The organism is Protaetiibacter larvae (assembly GCF_008365275.1).
Lineage (GTDB): Bacteria > Actinomycetota > Actinomycetes > Actinomycetales > Microbacteriaceae > Homoserinibacter > Homoserinibacter larvae.
In genome coordinates this window covers 2,473,449-2,487,415 of sequence record NZ_CP043504.1, presented here as the reverse complement: position 1 = coordinate 2,487,415, position 13,967 = coordinate 2,473,449, and the positions used below count along the sequence as shown (strand labels likewise).

Annotated in this window: 13 protein-coding genes; 8 read left to right on the top strand and 5 right to left on the bottom strand. The window is 72.6% G+C overall.

Annotated elements, in window-relative coordinates; genetic code table 11:
- Positions 1 to 20: 20 nt before the first annotated feature.
- Positions 21 to 578 (bottom strand): TetR/AcrR family transcriptional regulator, encoded by a 558-nt coding sequence (locus FLP23_RS11795; RefSeq protein ID WP_149326040.1) that lies wholly within the window; start codon positions 576 to 578, stop codon positions 21 to 23.
- 125 nt (positions 579 to 703) lie between these two features.
- On the opposite strand from FLP23_RS11795, the gene FLP23_RS11790 reads away from it, so the two are divergent.
- On the top strand, positions 704 to 1,525 hold the full coding sequence (locus tag FLP23_RS11790) for an alpha/beta hydrolase (RefSeq protein ID WP_149326039.1): 822 nt from the start codon (positions 704 to 706) through the stop codon (positions 1,523 to 1,525).
- 132 nt (positions 1,526 to 1,657) lie between these two features.
- Here FLP23_RS11790 and FLP23_RS11785 read toward each other — a convergent pair whose 3' ends face one another.
- The gene (locus tag FLP23_RS11785) at positions 1,658 to 1,981 is read right to left on the bottom strand and encodes a hypothetical protein (RefSeq protein WP_246140132.1); all 324 of its coding nucleotides are present in this window, start codon (positions 1,979 to 1,981) and stop codon (positions 1,658 to 1,660) included.
- A 115-nt stretch (positions 1,982 to 2,096) separates the two neighbouring features.
- On the opposite strand from FLP23_RS11785, the gene fgd reads away from it, so the two are divergent.
- From fgd to FLP23_RS11750, 7 genes are all read left to right on the top strand, one after another.
- Positions 2,097 to 3,116: a glucose-6-phosphate dehydrogenase (coenzyme-F420) gene (gene fgd, locus FLP23_RS11780; protein WP_149326037.1), complete on the top strand. Its 1,020-nt coding sequence runs from the start codon at positions 2,097 to 2,099 to the stop codon at positions 3,114 to 3,116.
- 434 nt (positions 3,117 to 3,550) lie between these two features.
- A complete protein-coding gene (locus tag FLP23_RS11775; RefSeq protein WP_149326036.1) occupies positions 3,551 to 4,600 on the top strand; it encodes a zinc-dependent alcohol dehydrogenase family protein in 1,050 nt (349 codons plus the stop codon).
- 56 nt (positions 4,601 to 4,656) lie between these two features.
- Positions 4,657 to 5,628 (top strand): TIGR03557 family F420-dependent LLM class oxidoreductase, encoded by a 972-nt coding sequence (locus FLP23_RS11770; RefSeq protein ID WP_149326307.1) that lies wholly within the window; start codon positions 4,657 to 4,659, stop codon positions 5,626 to 5,628.
- Positions 5,625 to 6,431: a coenzyme F420-0:L-glutamate ligase gene (locus tag FLP23_RS11765; protein ID WP_149326035.1), complete on the top strand. Its 807-nt coding sequence runs from the start codon at positions 5,625 to 5,627 to the stop codon at positions 6,429 to 6,431. The genes FLP23_RS11770 and FLP23_RS11765 overlap by 4 nt, the downstream gene beginning before the upstream one ends.
- Positions 6,432 to 6,629: 198 nt before the next feature.
- On the top strand, positions 6,630 to 7,556 hold the full coding sequence (locus FLP23_RS11760) for an AAA family ATPase (protein WP_246140131.1): 927 nt from the start codon (positions 6,630 to 6,632) through the stop codon (positions 7,554 to 7,556).
- Positions 7,557 to 7,578: 22 nt separating this feature from the next.
- Positions 7,579 to 8,862 (top strand): DUF58 domain-containing protein, encoded by a 1,284-nt coding sequence (locus FLP23_RS11755; protein ID WP_149326033.1) that lies wholly within the window; start codon positions 7,579 to 7,581, stop codon positions 8,860 to 8,862.
- On the top strand, positions 8,849 to 11,098 hold the full coding sequence (locus tag FLP23_RS11750) for a transglutaminase TgpA family protein (RefSeq protein ID WP_149326032.1): 2,250 nt from the start codon (positions 8,849 to 8,851) through the stop codon (positions 11,096 to 11,098). Before FLP23_RS11755 ends, FLP23_RS11750 begins: the two co-directional genes overlap by 14 nt.
- Before the next feature lie 48 nt (positions 11,099 to 11,146).
- On the opposite strand, the gene FLP23_RS11745 is transcribed toward FLP23_RS11750, so the two are convergent.
- From FLP23_RS11745 to FLP23_RS11735, 3 genes are read right to left on the bottom strand one after another with little or no spacing between them, the layout of a single operon-like run.
- Positions 11,147 to 11,929, bottom strand: coding sequence for an ABC transporter ATP-binding protein (locus tag FLP23_RS11745; protein WP_149326031.1), 783 nt, complete (start codon positions 11,927 to 11,929; stop codon positions 11,147 to 11,149).
- Positions 11,926 to 12,930: a putative F420-0 ABC transporter permease subunit gene (locus FLP23_RS11740; RefSeq protein ID WP_149326030.1), complete on the bottom strand. Its 1,005-nt coding sequence runs from the start codon at positions 12,928 to 12,930 to the stop codon at positions 11,926 to 11,928. The genes FLP23_RS11745 and FLP23_RS11740 overlap by 4 nt, the downstream gene beginning before the upstream one ends.
- Complete coding sequence (locus FLP23_RS11735) at positions 12,927 to 13,910, bottom strand: putative F420-0 ABC transporter substrate-binding protein (RefSeq protein WP_149326029.1); 984 nt, start codon at positions 13,908 to 13,910, stop codon at positions 12,927 to 12,929. The genes FLP23_RS11740 and FLP23_RS11735 overlap by 4 nt, the downstream gene beginning before the upstream one ends.
- Positions 13,911 to 13,967 lie beyond the last annotated feature (57 nt).

Below are 13,967 nucleotides of genomic sequence, written 5' to 3'. Positions count from 1 at the left end.
CCCCGTAGGGGTGCGTCCCCTCAGTCGAGGCCGGCGGCGCGGCGCGCGGCGGCGACGAACGCGGGGCGCACCTGCTCCCAGCCGTCGAGATAGCCGCCGACCATCGCGGCGTCGCGCAGCAGCACGAGTTCGCCCGCCTGGCGGGCCGGGTCGTCGGCGCCGTTCGCGGCGAGCAGCGCCTCGAGGGTGCTGCGGAACCAGGCGCGGTGCTCGGCGACCGTGCGTCGCACGCCGCTTTCGGCATCCGGATACTCGGCCGAGGCGTTGATGAAGGGGCAGCCGCGGGTGTGGTTGCGGGCGACGTCGTCGGCGAGCCCCTCGATCACGAGTTCGAGCAGGCGCCGCGGGTTGTCGCTCAGCCCGCCCGCCGCCGCGAAGGCGGCGCGGATGTGGGCGTCCTCGACGCCCAGGTACGCCTCCACGAGGTCCTCCTTGCCGGGGAAGTGGCGGTAGAAGGTGGCGCGCGTCACCGCGGCGGCGTCGACGATGCGGTCGACGCCGACCGCGTGGATGCCCTCCCGGTAGAAGAGCTCGGATGCCGTGCGGAGCAGGCGCTCGCGCGCCTCGGAGATGGCCATGAAGAAATGATAGAACGATCTTTCTTGAAATGCTTGACATCCGTTTCGGGCGGGTCTATCTTCGGGAACATCAAGAAAGAACGATCGTTCTACACAGGGAACGACGAAGCGAAGGAGAAGGAAACATGACCACCACCAAGACCCCAATCGTCCTGGTCCACGGGCTCTGGATGACCCCCAAGAGCTGGGACACCTGGGCCGCCTACTTCGAGGCCCGCGGCCACCAGGTGATCCGCCCGGGATGGCCCGGCATCGACGACCGCGAGGTCGCCGACATCCGGAACAACCCGGACGCCCTCACGGGCATCGGCCTCGCGCAGATCGCCGACCACTACGAGCGGATCATCCGCGCCCTGCCCGAGAAGCCCATCATCATGGGCCACTCCTTCGGCGGCCTGCTCACCCAGATGCTCGCCGACCGCGACCTCGGGGTCGCCTACGTGGGCGTCACCCCGGGACAGCCCGCCGGCATCACGACCCTGCCGTTCTCGACGGTGCGCACCTCGTTCCCGATCCTGCGCAACCCCTTCGGCAAGAACGGCGCCTCGCCCATCTCGAAGGCGCACTTCCACTTCACCTTCGGCAACGACCTCACGCGGGCCGAGTCGGACAAGCTGTGGGAGGAGTACGCGGTGAACTCCTACAACCGGGTGTTCTTCGAGGGGGTCGCCGCGGCCTTCAACGAGAAGGGCGGCGCGAGCCACGTCGACTACGGCCGCACGGATCGCGCGCCGCTGCTCGTCATCACGGGCGAGATCGACCACGTCGTGCCGCCGGCCATCGGCAAGGCCATCGTGAAGAAGTACCGCGCATCCGGCAGCCCCGCGCTCGTCGAGTACAAGGAGTTCGCCGGTCGCACCCACCGCATCGTCTCGCAGGACGGCTGGGAGGAGGTCGCCGACTACGCCCTCAACTGGGCCACCTCGCACGCACAGCTTTCCGCCTGAGCATCCCCTCTCGCGACAAGGCGCGGCACCCCTCGGGGCGGCCGCGCCTTTCGCAATTCCGACGTGGGCGGCAGCTTGCCTGCACCGTGCAGGTCAACCCGCCTTTCCGTCGGAAGTCGAGCGGTCGGGCACTCAGCCGAACGGGTTGGTGTCGTTCGGCGAGCCGGGGACGAGCACGCGAAGCGTCTCCGGGATCGGGAACCCGAGCGTGACGAAGACCTGCGGCATCCCGATCGCGCCGAAGTCGTCGTGCTTGACGACGATGCGATCCGCCGACACCTCCGCGATCCGCACCCGGATCCAGGAGCCGTCGGGCTGCCGCAGTTCGAAGCGGTCGGCGAGGTAGCCGATCCCGGTCGCGTCGAGGGTCTCCTCGGCGGTCAGCCAATCCACCTCGCCCGTGAGCTCGCGCCCGAGCAGATCGATCGCGACGAACCCGTCGCCGGCCGGCCGCATCCATCCGAGGCGCTCGCCGTCGCCGCGCCGGTGCTCGATCCAGTCGTCCACCCCGTCGACGCTAGCGGGTCGCGTCGGGCAGGCGCGCGCGCGGGTCCACGAGCAGAATGGAGCCATGACGCTTCCCCTCCGCCTCGGATACAAGGCCTCGGCCGAACAGTTCGCCCCGCGCGACCTCGTGGAGTTCGCGGTGGCGGCGGAGGGGCACGGCTTCGAGTCGGTCACCGTGTCGGACCATTTCCAGCCGTGGCGACACGAGGGCGGGCATGCGCCGTTCTCGCTCGCCTGGATGGCGGCCGTCGGGGAGCGCACCTCCACCATCCGGATCGGCACCTCGGTCATGACACCGACCTTCCGCTACAACCCCGCCGTGATCGCGCAGGCCTTCGCCACCATGGGCGTGCTCTACCCGGGGCGCATCTTCCTGGGGGTCGGATCGGGCGAGGCGCTCAACGAGATCGCCACCGGATGGCGCGGCGAATGGCCCGAGTTCAAGGAGCGTTTCGCGCGGCTGCGCGAATCGGTGGACCTCATGCGCGCGCTCTGGGCGGGGGATCGGGTGAGCTTCGAGGGCGAGTACTACTCCACGGTCGACGCCTCGATCTACGACCGGCCGGAGGGCGGCATCCCGATCTACATCGCGGCGGGCGGACCGCTCGTGGCCCGCTACGCCGGGCGCGCGGGCGATGGCTTCATCTGCACCTCGGGCAAGGGCATGAGCCTCTACACCGACGAGCTCATCCCGGCCGTCGACGAGGGGATCGCGAGAGCGGGGAGGGCGTCCGACGACGTCGACCGGATGATCGAGATCAAGCTCTCCTACGACACCGACCCCGAGGTCGCGCTCGAGAACACCCGCTTCTGGGCGCCGCTCGCGCTCGACAAGGAGCAGAAGCACGACATCACCGACCCGGTGGAGATGGAGCGCGCCGCGGATGCGCTGCCGATCGAGCAGATCGCCTCCCGCTGGATCGTGGGCTCCGACCCGGATGCCGTGGTCGCCCAGATCGCGCAGTACATCGACGCGGGGCTCAACCACCTCGTCTTCCACGGGCCGGGCGCCGACCAGCGCCGCTTCCTCGAGCTCTTCGAACGCGACCTGGCCCCGCGGCTCCGCGCGCTCAGCCCCCGCTGATCGAGTAGCCGCGTAGCGCCTCCCTGGTCGACTAGCCGCGCGGCCCCCCCGCTGATCGAGTAGCCGCGCGGCGCCCCCCGCTGATCGAGTAGCCGCGTAGCGCCCCCCGCTGATCGAGTAGCCGCGTAGCGGCGTATCGAGATCCGTCAGAAAAGCAGGCTCACCCCGCACACCCCCGCCACGGGAGCGCCCTCTCGTCCGATCCAGCCTGCTTTTCCGACGCGAACCGCACACGCCGAGCAGGGCCCCCGTTCTGCCAGAAATGCAGGAGATCCGGCGCCCGGCGGGTGCTCTGCCCCGACAATCCGGCGGTGTTCCGCGAGTTCTCCTGCATTTCTGGGGTGGGGGACGCGGTGGGGACGAGGTGGGGACGGGACTGGAGGGTGAGAACAGCGACGAGGGCGGCGGCGGGCGCCGCGGCGTAGCCTCGGATCATGCACGCGACGCTCATCCATGCCGCCGGCGACATCCGCTGGGAGGAGGTGCCGGATCCGGTGCTCTCGACGGGCGGTGACGCCATCGTGCGGGTCGTCGCGGCGTGCGTGTGCGGCTCCGACCTGTGGCCTTTCCGCGGCATCACGGCCACCCATGAGCCGCATCGGATCGGGCACGAGTTCGTCGGGATCGTCGAGGAGGTCGGGACCGAGGTGTCGCGGATCCGGGTGGGCGACTTCGTGATCGCCCCCTTCTACGACTGCGACATGACGTGCGTGAACTGCCGGAACGGCTTCAGCACCTCGTGCCTGAACGGCGGATGGTGGGGCGCCGCCGACCGGCTCGGCGGTTTCGCGGACGGCGGGCAGGGCGAGCGGGTACGCGTGCCGCACGCCGACGGCTCGCTCGTGGCGACCCCCGGCATCCCGGACGACGGTCTCGTCCCGCACCTGCTGACCCTCGCCGATGTCATGGGCACCGGCCACCACGCGGCCGTCTCGGGCGGGGCCGGCCCGGGGAGGTCGGTCGTCGTGGTGGGGGATGGCGCGGTCGGCCTGTGCGCGGTGCTCGCCGCGCATCGGCTGGGTGCCGAGCGGATCGTGGCGATGTCGCGGCATCCCGAGCGCCAGGCCCTCGCCCGCCGTTTCGGGGCGACCGACATCGTGGAGGAGCGCGGGACCGAGGGCATCGCTCGCATCCGCGAGCTGTTCGACGGGGTCGGCGCGGATGTGGTGCTCGAGTGCGTGGGCACGAAGGAGTCGATGGATCAGGCGCTCCGGTCGGCGCGACCGGGTGGCCAGGTGGGGTTCGTGGGGGTGCCGAACGGCGGACCCGAGCTGCCGATGCGCACCCTTTTCGACTCCAACGTCGGGGTGCGCGGGGGCGTGGCGCCGGTGCGCAACTATGTGGAGGAGCTGCTGCCGGAGGTGTGGGACGGTCGTCTCGAGCCGGGCGCCGTCTTCGACCTCGAGCTGCCGATGTCCGAGGTGGCGGAGGCCTACGCGGCGATGGACGAGCGCCGCGCGATCAAGGTGCTGCTGCGCCCGTGAGCGCCGGCGCCGGGGCCGTCGCGCCCGCATCCTCCCCGCACATCGGCTACGCCGCCATGCTCGAGCGGTTCGCGCCGAACGAGGTGCTCGCGCTCGCGCAGCACGCCGAGCGCGCCGGGTTCACGGGGGTCATGGCGGCCGACCACTTCCAGCCGTGGACGCCGCAGCAGGGGCAGGCGAGCTTCGTGTGGAATGTGCTGTCGGCGCTCGGGCAGGTGACCGCGGGGGATCTCGGCACCGGGGTCACGGCGCCCACCTTCCGCTGGCATCCCGCGATGGTCGCGCAGGCATCCGCGACGCTGGCCGCCATGTACCCGGGCCGGCACTGGCTGGGCCTCGGGTCGGGCGAGGCCATCAACGAGCACGTCGTCGGCCGTTACTGGCCGGAGGCGCCGGAGCGCATCGACCGCATGTTCGAGGCCGTCGACATCATCAGGAAGCTGTTCGCGGCGTCGCTCGCGGGCCGCGACACCCGGCACGAGGGGCGCTATTTCAAGCTCGAGTCGACGCGGCTGTGGACGATGCCGGATGCCGCCCCGCCGATCCTGATCGGCACGGCCGGCCCGATCACCGCGAAGCGCGCCGGCCGCACGGTCGACGGCATCGTCATCGACGGCGCGCCGGTCGAGAAGGTCGCCCCGCTGCTGCAGCGTTTCGCCGAGGGCGGTCGCGAGGCGGGGCGGGACCCGCGCAGCCAGACGCGCATCATCCGCCTGCACCTGAGCTGGGCGCCGACCCGCGAGGAGGCGACCGGCAACGCGCTGCGGGAGTGGCCGAACGCGGGGATGCGGTTCCCGAAGTCCGACATCCGCTCGCCATTCGAGCTCGAGCAGATCGCCCGCACCGTGCGGCCGGAGGACTTCGAGGGCCGCGTGCTCATCTCCGAGGATCCGGACGTGCACCGCGCCCACATCCAGCGCTACCTCGACCTCGGCTTCGACCGGGTGTACCTGCACGATGTGAGCCGCGAGCAGGCCCGCTTCCTCGAGGTGTTCGGCCGCGAGGTGCTGCCGAGGTTGACGCGATGAGCGCCCCCACCGGCCCCGCGTTCAGCGTGTTCGCGCTGCTCGGGCTGCCCGAGTTCCGGCCGGGCGACAACCTCGCCGGCATCCTGGGGGATGCGCTCGCGGGCGTCGCGGAGGACGGCGACATCGTCGCGGTCACGAGCAAGATCGTGAGCAAGGCGGAGGGGCGCCTCGTGGCGGCCGCCGACCGCGAGGATGCGATCACCGCCGAGACGGTGCGCGTGGTCGCGACCCGCCCGCACGCCGACGGCTCGGGCGTCACCCGGATCGTCGAGAACCGTCAGGGCCTGGTGATGGCGGCGGCCGGCGTCGACGCCTCCAACACGCCCGACGGTCACGTGCTGCTGCTTCCGGAGGATCCGGACGCCTCGGCCCGCCACCTCGCGGAGGCGTTGCGCGACCGGCTCGGCATCCGGCTCGGGGTGATCCTCACCGACACGATCGGGCGCGCCTGGCGCGAGGGGCAGACGGATGCCGCGATCGGCGCGGCGGGGGTGATCGTGCTCGAGGAGCTGCGCGGCACGCTCGACGCGAACGGGCGCCCTCTTGCGGTGACGGCGCCGGCGGTCGGCGACGAGCTCGCCTCCGCGGCGGAGCTCGTGAAGGGCAAGGCGGGTGGGCGTCCGGTGGCCGTCATCCGCGGCCTCGGGCACCTCGTGACCGGGATGGATGCGCCGGGTGCGCGCGCCCTCATCCGACCGGCGGAGCGCGACATGTTCCGTCTGGGCGCCGAGGAGGCGTGGCGCGAGGGCTACGCGGCAGGTTTGCACGCCGCGCGGCAGGGATCACCACCGCGCGAGGCCTAGCGCCACAGCGTTGGGCACCCCGCCCGGGGAACTCGTCACCGGGACGACACCCGCAAGACGGCTGACGAATCACCGAAGCCGTGCAAGACTCGGACGATGGAACGCGTCCCCGAATCCGGGGAGGGGGTCGACATCGAAGCCGACACCTCCACGGGAGCACTATCCACCCCCGAGTTCCTTCTCGACTCGCGTGCCGTGATGGCCGCCGTCGAGACGGTGATCGACGGCAAGCGCGACGTCATCGAGCTCGCGACCACCGTGCTGCTCGCCGAGGGCCACCTGCTGGTGGAGGATGTGCCGGGCGTCGGCAAGACGATGCTCGCCCGCGCGCTCGCGAAGAGCGTCGACTGCACGGTGAGCCGCATCCAGTTCACCCCCGACCTGCTGCCGTCCGACATCACAGGGGTGTCGGTCTACAACCAGGCGGAGCGGGAGTTCGAGTTCAAGCCGGGCCCGATCTTCGCCAACATCGTGATCGGCGACGAGATCAACCGCGCGAGCCCGAAGACCCAGTCGGCGCTGCTCGAGTCGATGGAGGAGCGTCAGGTCTCGGTCGACGGCGCCACCTACGTGCTCCCGGACCCGTTCACCGTCATCGCGACCCAGAACCCGGTCGAGATGGAGGGCACCTACGCGCTCCCCGAGGCGCAGCGCGACCGCTTCATGGCGCGCATCTCGATGGGCTACCCGGATGCCGTGAACGAGGCCGCGATGCTCCGCACGCGTGAGCTGGGCAGCCCGCTCGACGAGCTGAAGCCGGTCGTCACGATCGAGCGGCTGCGACGCATGGTCCTGACGGTGCGGGAGGTCTTCGTGAGCCCCGCCGTGGAGCACTACGCGGTCGCGATCGCGGCCGCCACGCGCGTCGACCGCGAGCTGCGGCTCGGGGCGAGCCCGCGCGCCACCCTGCAGCTCGTGCGTGCGGCGAAGGCGCGCGCGGCGCTCGACGGCCGCGACTTCGTGCTGCCCGACGACATCGACGCGCTCGCCGTGCCGGTTCTCGCGCACCGGCTGATGGCGGCGAAGACGTCGGGATCGGCGTTCGGCCGCGAGGCGCTCGCCGAGATCGCGGCGCGCATCGTGCAGTCCACCCCGGTCCCGCTCGGGGCATCCGGCAGCGTGTGAGCCGATCCCGCTGAGCCCCGCCGTGACCGATCCCGCCTCGTCCCTGCGTCGACGCGGCAGCCTGCGCCCGACCGTGCGCGGTTGGGTGACGCTCGTCGTGGGGGTCGCGCTCGTCGTGCTCGCCTACGTGGTGGGCAGGCACGAGCTGCTCGTGGCGGGGCTGTTCGCCCTGCTGCTGTCGCTCGGCGGGCTGCTCGTGGCGCGTCTGCGGCGCCCGAAGCTCGACGTCGTCCGGCTGTTCTCGCCCCCCGTGGTGTCGGTCGGTTCGGTCGTGCAGGTGACCTTGCGCGTGCGCAACCGCGGAAGCGCGGCCACGCCGACGCTCTCCTGGAACGACGCGCTGCCGTGGCGCGAGACGCAGCAGCCGCAGCGGCTGGCGCCGATCCGCACCGGGTCGAGCACGGCGCGTACCGCCACCCTCGGTCACGAACTGCATCCGCACCGCCGCGGCCTGTTCGGCGTCGGCCCGCTCGTCGTGGAGTACGCGGACCCGTTCGGGATGGCGCGGGCGCTCATCGCGGTCGGCGGCATCGACCGGCTGACGGTCGTGCCCGCGCTCGCGGCGCTGCCCGATGGCGGGCCCGTGCTCATCGACGGGGACGGCGCCGCGCAGCTCGTGCAGCGCCGGGCCACCGGCAACGACGACGACCTCACGACCCGCGAGTACCGCTTCGGCGACGCCCTGCGGCGCGTGCACTGGCGTGCCTCGGCCCGCCATGGCGAGCTCATGGTGCGGCAGGAGGAGCATCGCAGCCATCCGGATGCGCGCATCGTCATCGACACGCGTGTGAGCGGCTACCCCGACGCGCGGCCCGACACCGAGACCTGGCCGCGCACCGCGCACAGCGAGAACTTCGAGTGGGCGGTGCGGATGCTCGCCTCGCTCGCGGTCCACCTCGACACGAGCGGGTTCCGGGTGGGGATCGCCGAGTCGGGTGCCGCCCAGATCGATGCGATCGGCGAACGCTGGGAGGGCGGTCTGCGCGCGGAGTCGTTCCTCACGAGCCTTGCGGCGCTGCGTCTGCTCGATCGTCGGGGGGACGCCCCTGCGCCTGCGCCGGTGGATGCCGCCGGCCCGACCTTCGCGATCCTCGGCGACCCCGATGAGGAGGTCGCCGACTGGGTGCTGCATCAGCGGCGGCCGGGGCAGTCGGGGGTGGCCTTCCTGCTGGGCATGCGCGCGGCGACGCGAGACAGGTTCGTCGACGCGGGCTGGCAGTGCATCGACGTGATGCCGTTCGACGATCTCGCGGATGCGTGGCGCGCGTCGGCGACCGAGGCGGGGTACGTCCGTGGCGCTTACTGAACTCCGTCGCACGTCCCCGGCCGTCGGCACGCCCGTTCGCCGGTCCGCGGCGCGCGCCCCGCGCAGGCGGCCCGATGCGGGTCACTGGCGCCACGCCGCGCTCCTCGCGGTCGCCCTCCTGGCGGCGCTCGCGAGCCTGCACGTCGTGCTCGCCGAGAGCTCGTGGTGGATCGTCGGCGCCGGCTACACCGTGCTCGTCCTGGTGGGCGCATCGGCGGCGCGCAGCGTGTTCCGGCGGGCCTTCTGGGCGCCGATCGTCGCCCTCCTGGTGGGGATCGGCGGACTGACGCTCGGCTACGCGGCCGACACCGCGATCCTCGGGGTGATCCCGACGTTCTCCACCCCCGGTCGTTTCGGCGAGCTGATCGAGGACGGCGTGCAGTCGATCGTCGAGCAGCGCGTGCCCGCCACCCCCGAGCTCGGCATCGTGCTGCTCATCGCGGTGCTCATGATCGGCGCCGCGTGGTTCGCCGAGTTGTGCGTGGCGGCGGAGCATCCGGCCTACGTGGCGATCCCGCTCGCCGGGATCCTCGCGATCCCGATGGCGGTGAAGCCGGGTCTGACCGACGCGTTCTGGTTCGTGGTGACCGCGGCCGCGTTCCTCGCGATCCTGCGGATCGGGCGGCGGCAGGACACCCGCCGGGTGACCTTCCTGGTGGGGGCGATCGTCGTCGCGGGGTCTCTCGTGGTGCCGTCGGTGTTCCCGCCGGTCCGGGAGGACCCCGGCCCCGTGCGCGCGGGCGTGGCGACCGGCATCAACCCGCTCATCACCCTCGGCGACGATCTGCGCCGCTCGGACCCGGTGCTGGCGCTGAGCTACGAGACGACCGCGAGCGAGCCCGTCTACCTGCGCCTCACGACCCTCAGCAGCTTCACCGGCGACACCTGGTCGCCCTCGATGACCGACCCGGCGGCGGGCGATCAGGACGTCACGGAACTGATGCCGCCGCCGGGACTCACCGATGCCGTCGCGCGGGAGTCGGCGACGGTCGATGTGCAGGTGTCGGACATCATCAGCCGCTGGTTGCCGGCGCCGTACCCGAGCCGGGGTATCGAGGGGCTGGTGGGCGAGTGGTTCGCAGACCCGGCGAGCCTCGTCATCCGCTCGACCTCGTCCGCGGCGCGCGGGCAGCAGTACACGGCCACGATGCTCGAGGTGGAGCCCACGGCCGCGCAGCTCGCCGCCACCTCGGCGGCGACCGACGCGGCCGGTTCGTCGTCGCTCGTGCTCCCCGACGACCTCCCCGAGATCATCGCGCAGACGGCGGTCGAGGTGGCCGGCCAGGCCGGCTCCGCCTACGATCGGGCGATCGCCTTGCAGAGCTACCTGCGTTCGAGCCCGTTCGAGTACTCGGAGGACACCCCGGTCGAGGACGGCTTCGACGGCAGCGGCCTCGACGCGCTCGCGGTGTTCCTGGAGAAGAAGATCGGCTACTGCGTGCACTACGCCTCGGCGATGGCGGTGATGGCACGCGTGCTGGGCATCCCCTCGCGGATCGCGGTCGGCTTCCAGCCGGGCGAGCGCGAGTTCGACAACGGCCGCACGATCTACACCGTCACCTCCGACGACGTGCATGCCTGGCCGGAGCTGTATTTCGAGGGCATCGGGTGGCTGCGGTTCGAGCCGACGCCGGGTCGCGGAAGCGTGCCCTCGTACGGCGAGGGTCCCGCCGACGACCCGCGCACCCCGCAGGACGAGAGCACCGTGGCGCCGACCGCGGTCCCGACCGTCGCGCCGGGGGAGCGACTCGACATCCCCGATCAGCAGGGCGGCCAGGCGGCCTCCGCGCAGCAGGCGGGCCCGGCGGTGCCGATCACGCTCGGCGTGCTCGCGGGGCTCGTGCTGCTGGTGCTGGCGCCCGCCGGCTTCCGCTCCTGGCTGCGGTGGAGGCGGTACCGGCGCATCCGGGGCGGCCCCGATCCTGCTGCGGCGGCGTGGGAGGAGTTGCGCGACACGGCCCGCGATCACGGCTGGTCGGCCGCCGAGACCGAGACGCCGCGCGAGTTCGCGGATCGGCTGAGCCCGGAGCTCGCGGGCGGCGGCGCCGAGTTGGGCGTGCTGCGCGGTCGGGTCGAGGTCGCCGCGTACGGGCGACCGGATGCCGGGGGCGTGTCGGTCGCGGAGGTCCGGGCGGTGCGCCGCAGCATCGCCCGCACGAGCGCGCCGCTCGAACGGCTGCGGGTGTTCCTGCTGCCGCCGTCGCTGTGGGCGCGCTGGCGGCCCGACGCCCGCTGAGCAGGCGCCCGCTGATCAGGCGCCCGCCGAGCCGACGACCGCCGGCCGCTACGCCGGCCCGACCGCGAGCAGCGGCCGCCCGGTGAGCGGGTTCCGCGTCCACTCGGCCGCCACCCCGAACACCTCACGGATGCGTTCGGGGGTGAGGGTCTGCTCGGTCGCGCCGTGCGCGACGACCCGCCCCTCGGAGAGCACGACCACGGCGTCCGCGTGGGCCGCCGCGAGGCTCAGATCGTGCACGGCGGCGACCACCGTGACGCCGTCGGCGGTGACGCCGCGCACCAGCTCGACGATGTCGAGCTGGGCGGCGAGGTCGAGGTGGTTGGTCGGTTCGTCGAGCAGCAGCACCCGCGGCTGCTGGGCCAGGGCGCGCGCGATGAGCACGCGCTGGCGTTCGCCGCCCGACAGGGTCGTCACCTCGCGCTCGGCGAACGCCGCGGCGCCCGCCCGGGCGAGCGCGTTCTCGACGATGGCGTCCGCCTCCGGATCGCCGCCGCCGAGCACCGATTCGTGCGGGCTGCGGCCCAGTCGCACCACGTCGCGACCGGTGAGGGGCAGCTCGGTGGTGGCGTCCTGCTCCACGAGTGCGAGCACGCGCGCACGGCGCCGGCGGGGGAGCGCGAGCAGCTCCTCGCCGTCGTGGTGCACCGCACCGGACGTCGTGCGTTCCACCCCGGCGATCGCCCGCAGCAGGGTCGACTTGCCGGCACCGTTCGGCCCGACGAGCGCCGTGAACCCGCCGCGGGGCGCCGCGAACGCCACCTTGTCGACGATCGTGCGTCCCGCGATCCGCACGGTGACGTCGCGCACCTCGAACGGCGCGCCGGTCACGATGCGACCCTCCGGCGCAGCAGCAGCGCCGCGAACACGGGCGCGCCCACGAGGGCGGTGACGATGCCGACGGGCAGCTCGCGGGGGTCGAAGGCGGTGCGCGCGAGAGTGTCGGCCCACACGAGGAACACCCCGCCCGCGAGGGCGGAGAGCGGCAGCAGCGCACGGTTGCCGGGGCCGATCACGAGCCGCACCGCGTGCGGCAGCACGAGCCCCACGAAGCCGATCGAACCGCTCACCGCGACGAGCGCGCCGGTGAGCAGCGCCCCGGCGCCGAGCAGCGCCCAGCGCGCGCCGACCACGGGGATGCCGAGGGCGGCGGCGGAGCGGTCGCCGAAGGCGAAGGCATCCAGGATGCGTCCCGAGAAGGCGAGCGGCACGCCCACCACGAGCATCGCGACCCCGGCGATGGCGGCCTCCGGCCAACGGGCGCCCGCGAGAGATCCGAGCAGCCACCCCAGGATCTCGCGGTAGGAGTCCCCGGTCGCCGTCCAGAAGATCACGAAACTCGTGAGTGCGGCCGCGAAACTCGACACCGCGACGCCCGCGAGCACCGTGCGGGTGGGTGTGAGCGGCCCGAACGCGGAGGCGAGGCCGAGGGTGGCGAGGAGCGCGAGCATCGCGCCGCCGAACGCCGCGACCGGCAGCAGGATCCCGATGCCGAGCAACAGCACGGCGACCGCGCCGAGCGATGCCCCCGAGGAGAGCCCGAGCAGGTACGGGTCGGCGAGCTGGTTGCGCGTGATGCCCTGCATGACCGCGCCGACGAGCGCCAGGCCGGTCCCGACGGCGGCGGCGGTCAGGATGCGCGGCAGGCGCAGCTGCCACACGATCCCGTCGCGCAGCGGGTCGAGCGGCGAGGGTTGCCCGGATAGGTGGGCGACGATCGAGCCCCACACCTCACCGACGCCGAGTGGCGCGGCGCCCAGCGTCACCGCGACCGTGATCGAGACGACAAGCGCCGCCCCGAGCACGATCGCGGAGACGACGACACGGGTCACGGCAGGTCGAGCCCCTGCAGCTGCGCCGCGATCGAGGCCGCGGCCTCGACGCTGCGCACCCCGGCCTCGCTCGAGGCGAAGGGGATGATCACATAGCGCTTGTGCTGCACGGCCGGCAGGGCCGCTGTCGCGGGGTTGGAGGCCAGGTAGTCCATCTTCTTCTGGGCGCTATTCCAACTGGAGTCGACGAGCACGAGCACGTCGGGGTTCGCGGCGATGATCGCCTCCCAGCCGAGTGGGGCCCAGGTGGACCTCACGTCGGCGGCGATGTTGGTGAGGCCCGCGGTCTCGAGCAGAAGCTCGGGCGCGCCGATGCCGGCGCCCACGTACGGGGTGTCGACCCCCGACGACCACCAGAGCGCGGTGGGGGAGCCGGTGGCGGGCTGGATCGCGGCGAGCTGCTCCTTCTGCGCGGCGACGAGCTCGGCGGCCGCCTCGGGCACCCCGAAGATGTCGCCCGCCTGCTCGATCTCCCGGAACACCTCGTCGAAGGTGAGCTTGGCCGGCTGCTCGGCGCTCTGGCAGGCGGCGGGCTGCACATAGCTCGCCACGCCGAGGCTCGCGAGCTCGGCGCGGTCGCCCGCGGTGTCGGGGGTGAACGCCGACTCCCAGCCCGCGTACACGAGGTCGGGGGTCTGCTCGAGCGTCACCTCCTCGCTCGGCAGCTTCTCGGCGATCGAGGGGATGGCGTCCCCGGCATCCGCCCACTGCTCGGGAACGGGGCCGTCCTGGTAGGCGGTGCCGACGATCCGGTTTCCGACCCCGAGCGCGAGCATCATCTCGGTCGAGGTGGACTTGATGGTGACGACGCGCTTCGGCGGCTCCGGGATCGTCACCTCGAAGCCGCAGTTGCTGAAGGTGAGCGGGTAGCTCGCCGTCTCCGCGCTCGGCGACGGCGTGGTGGGTGCCGCGGGGCTGGGGGCGCAGCCGGCGAGCAGCAGCAGGGGGATGAGCGCGAGGGGCGCGAGACGGCGGGCCATGAGGGATCTCCGGATGCATGCGGGCAGGGGCATAGTGGGAAGTCGAACCTCATGGCG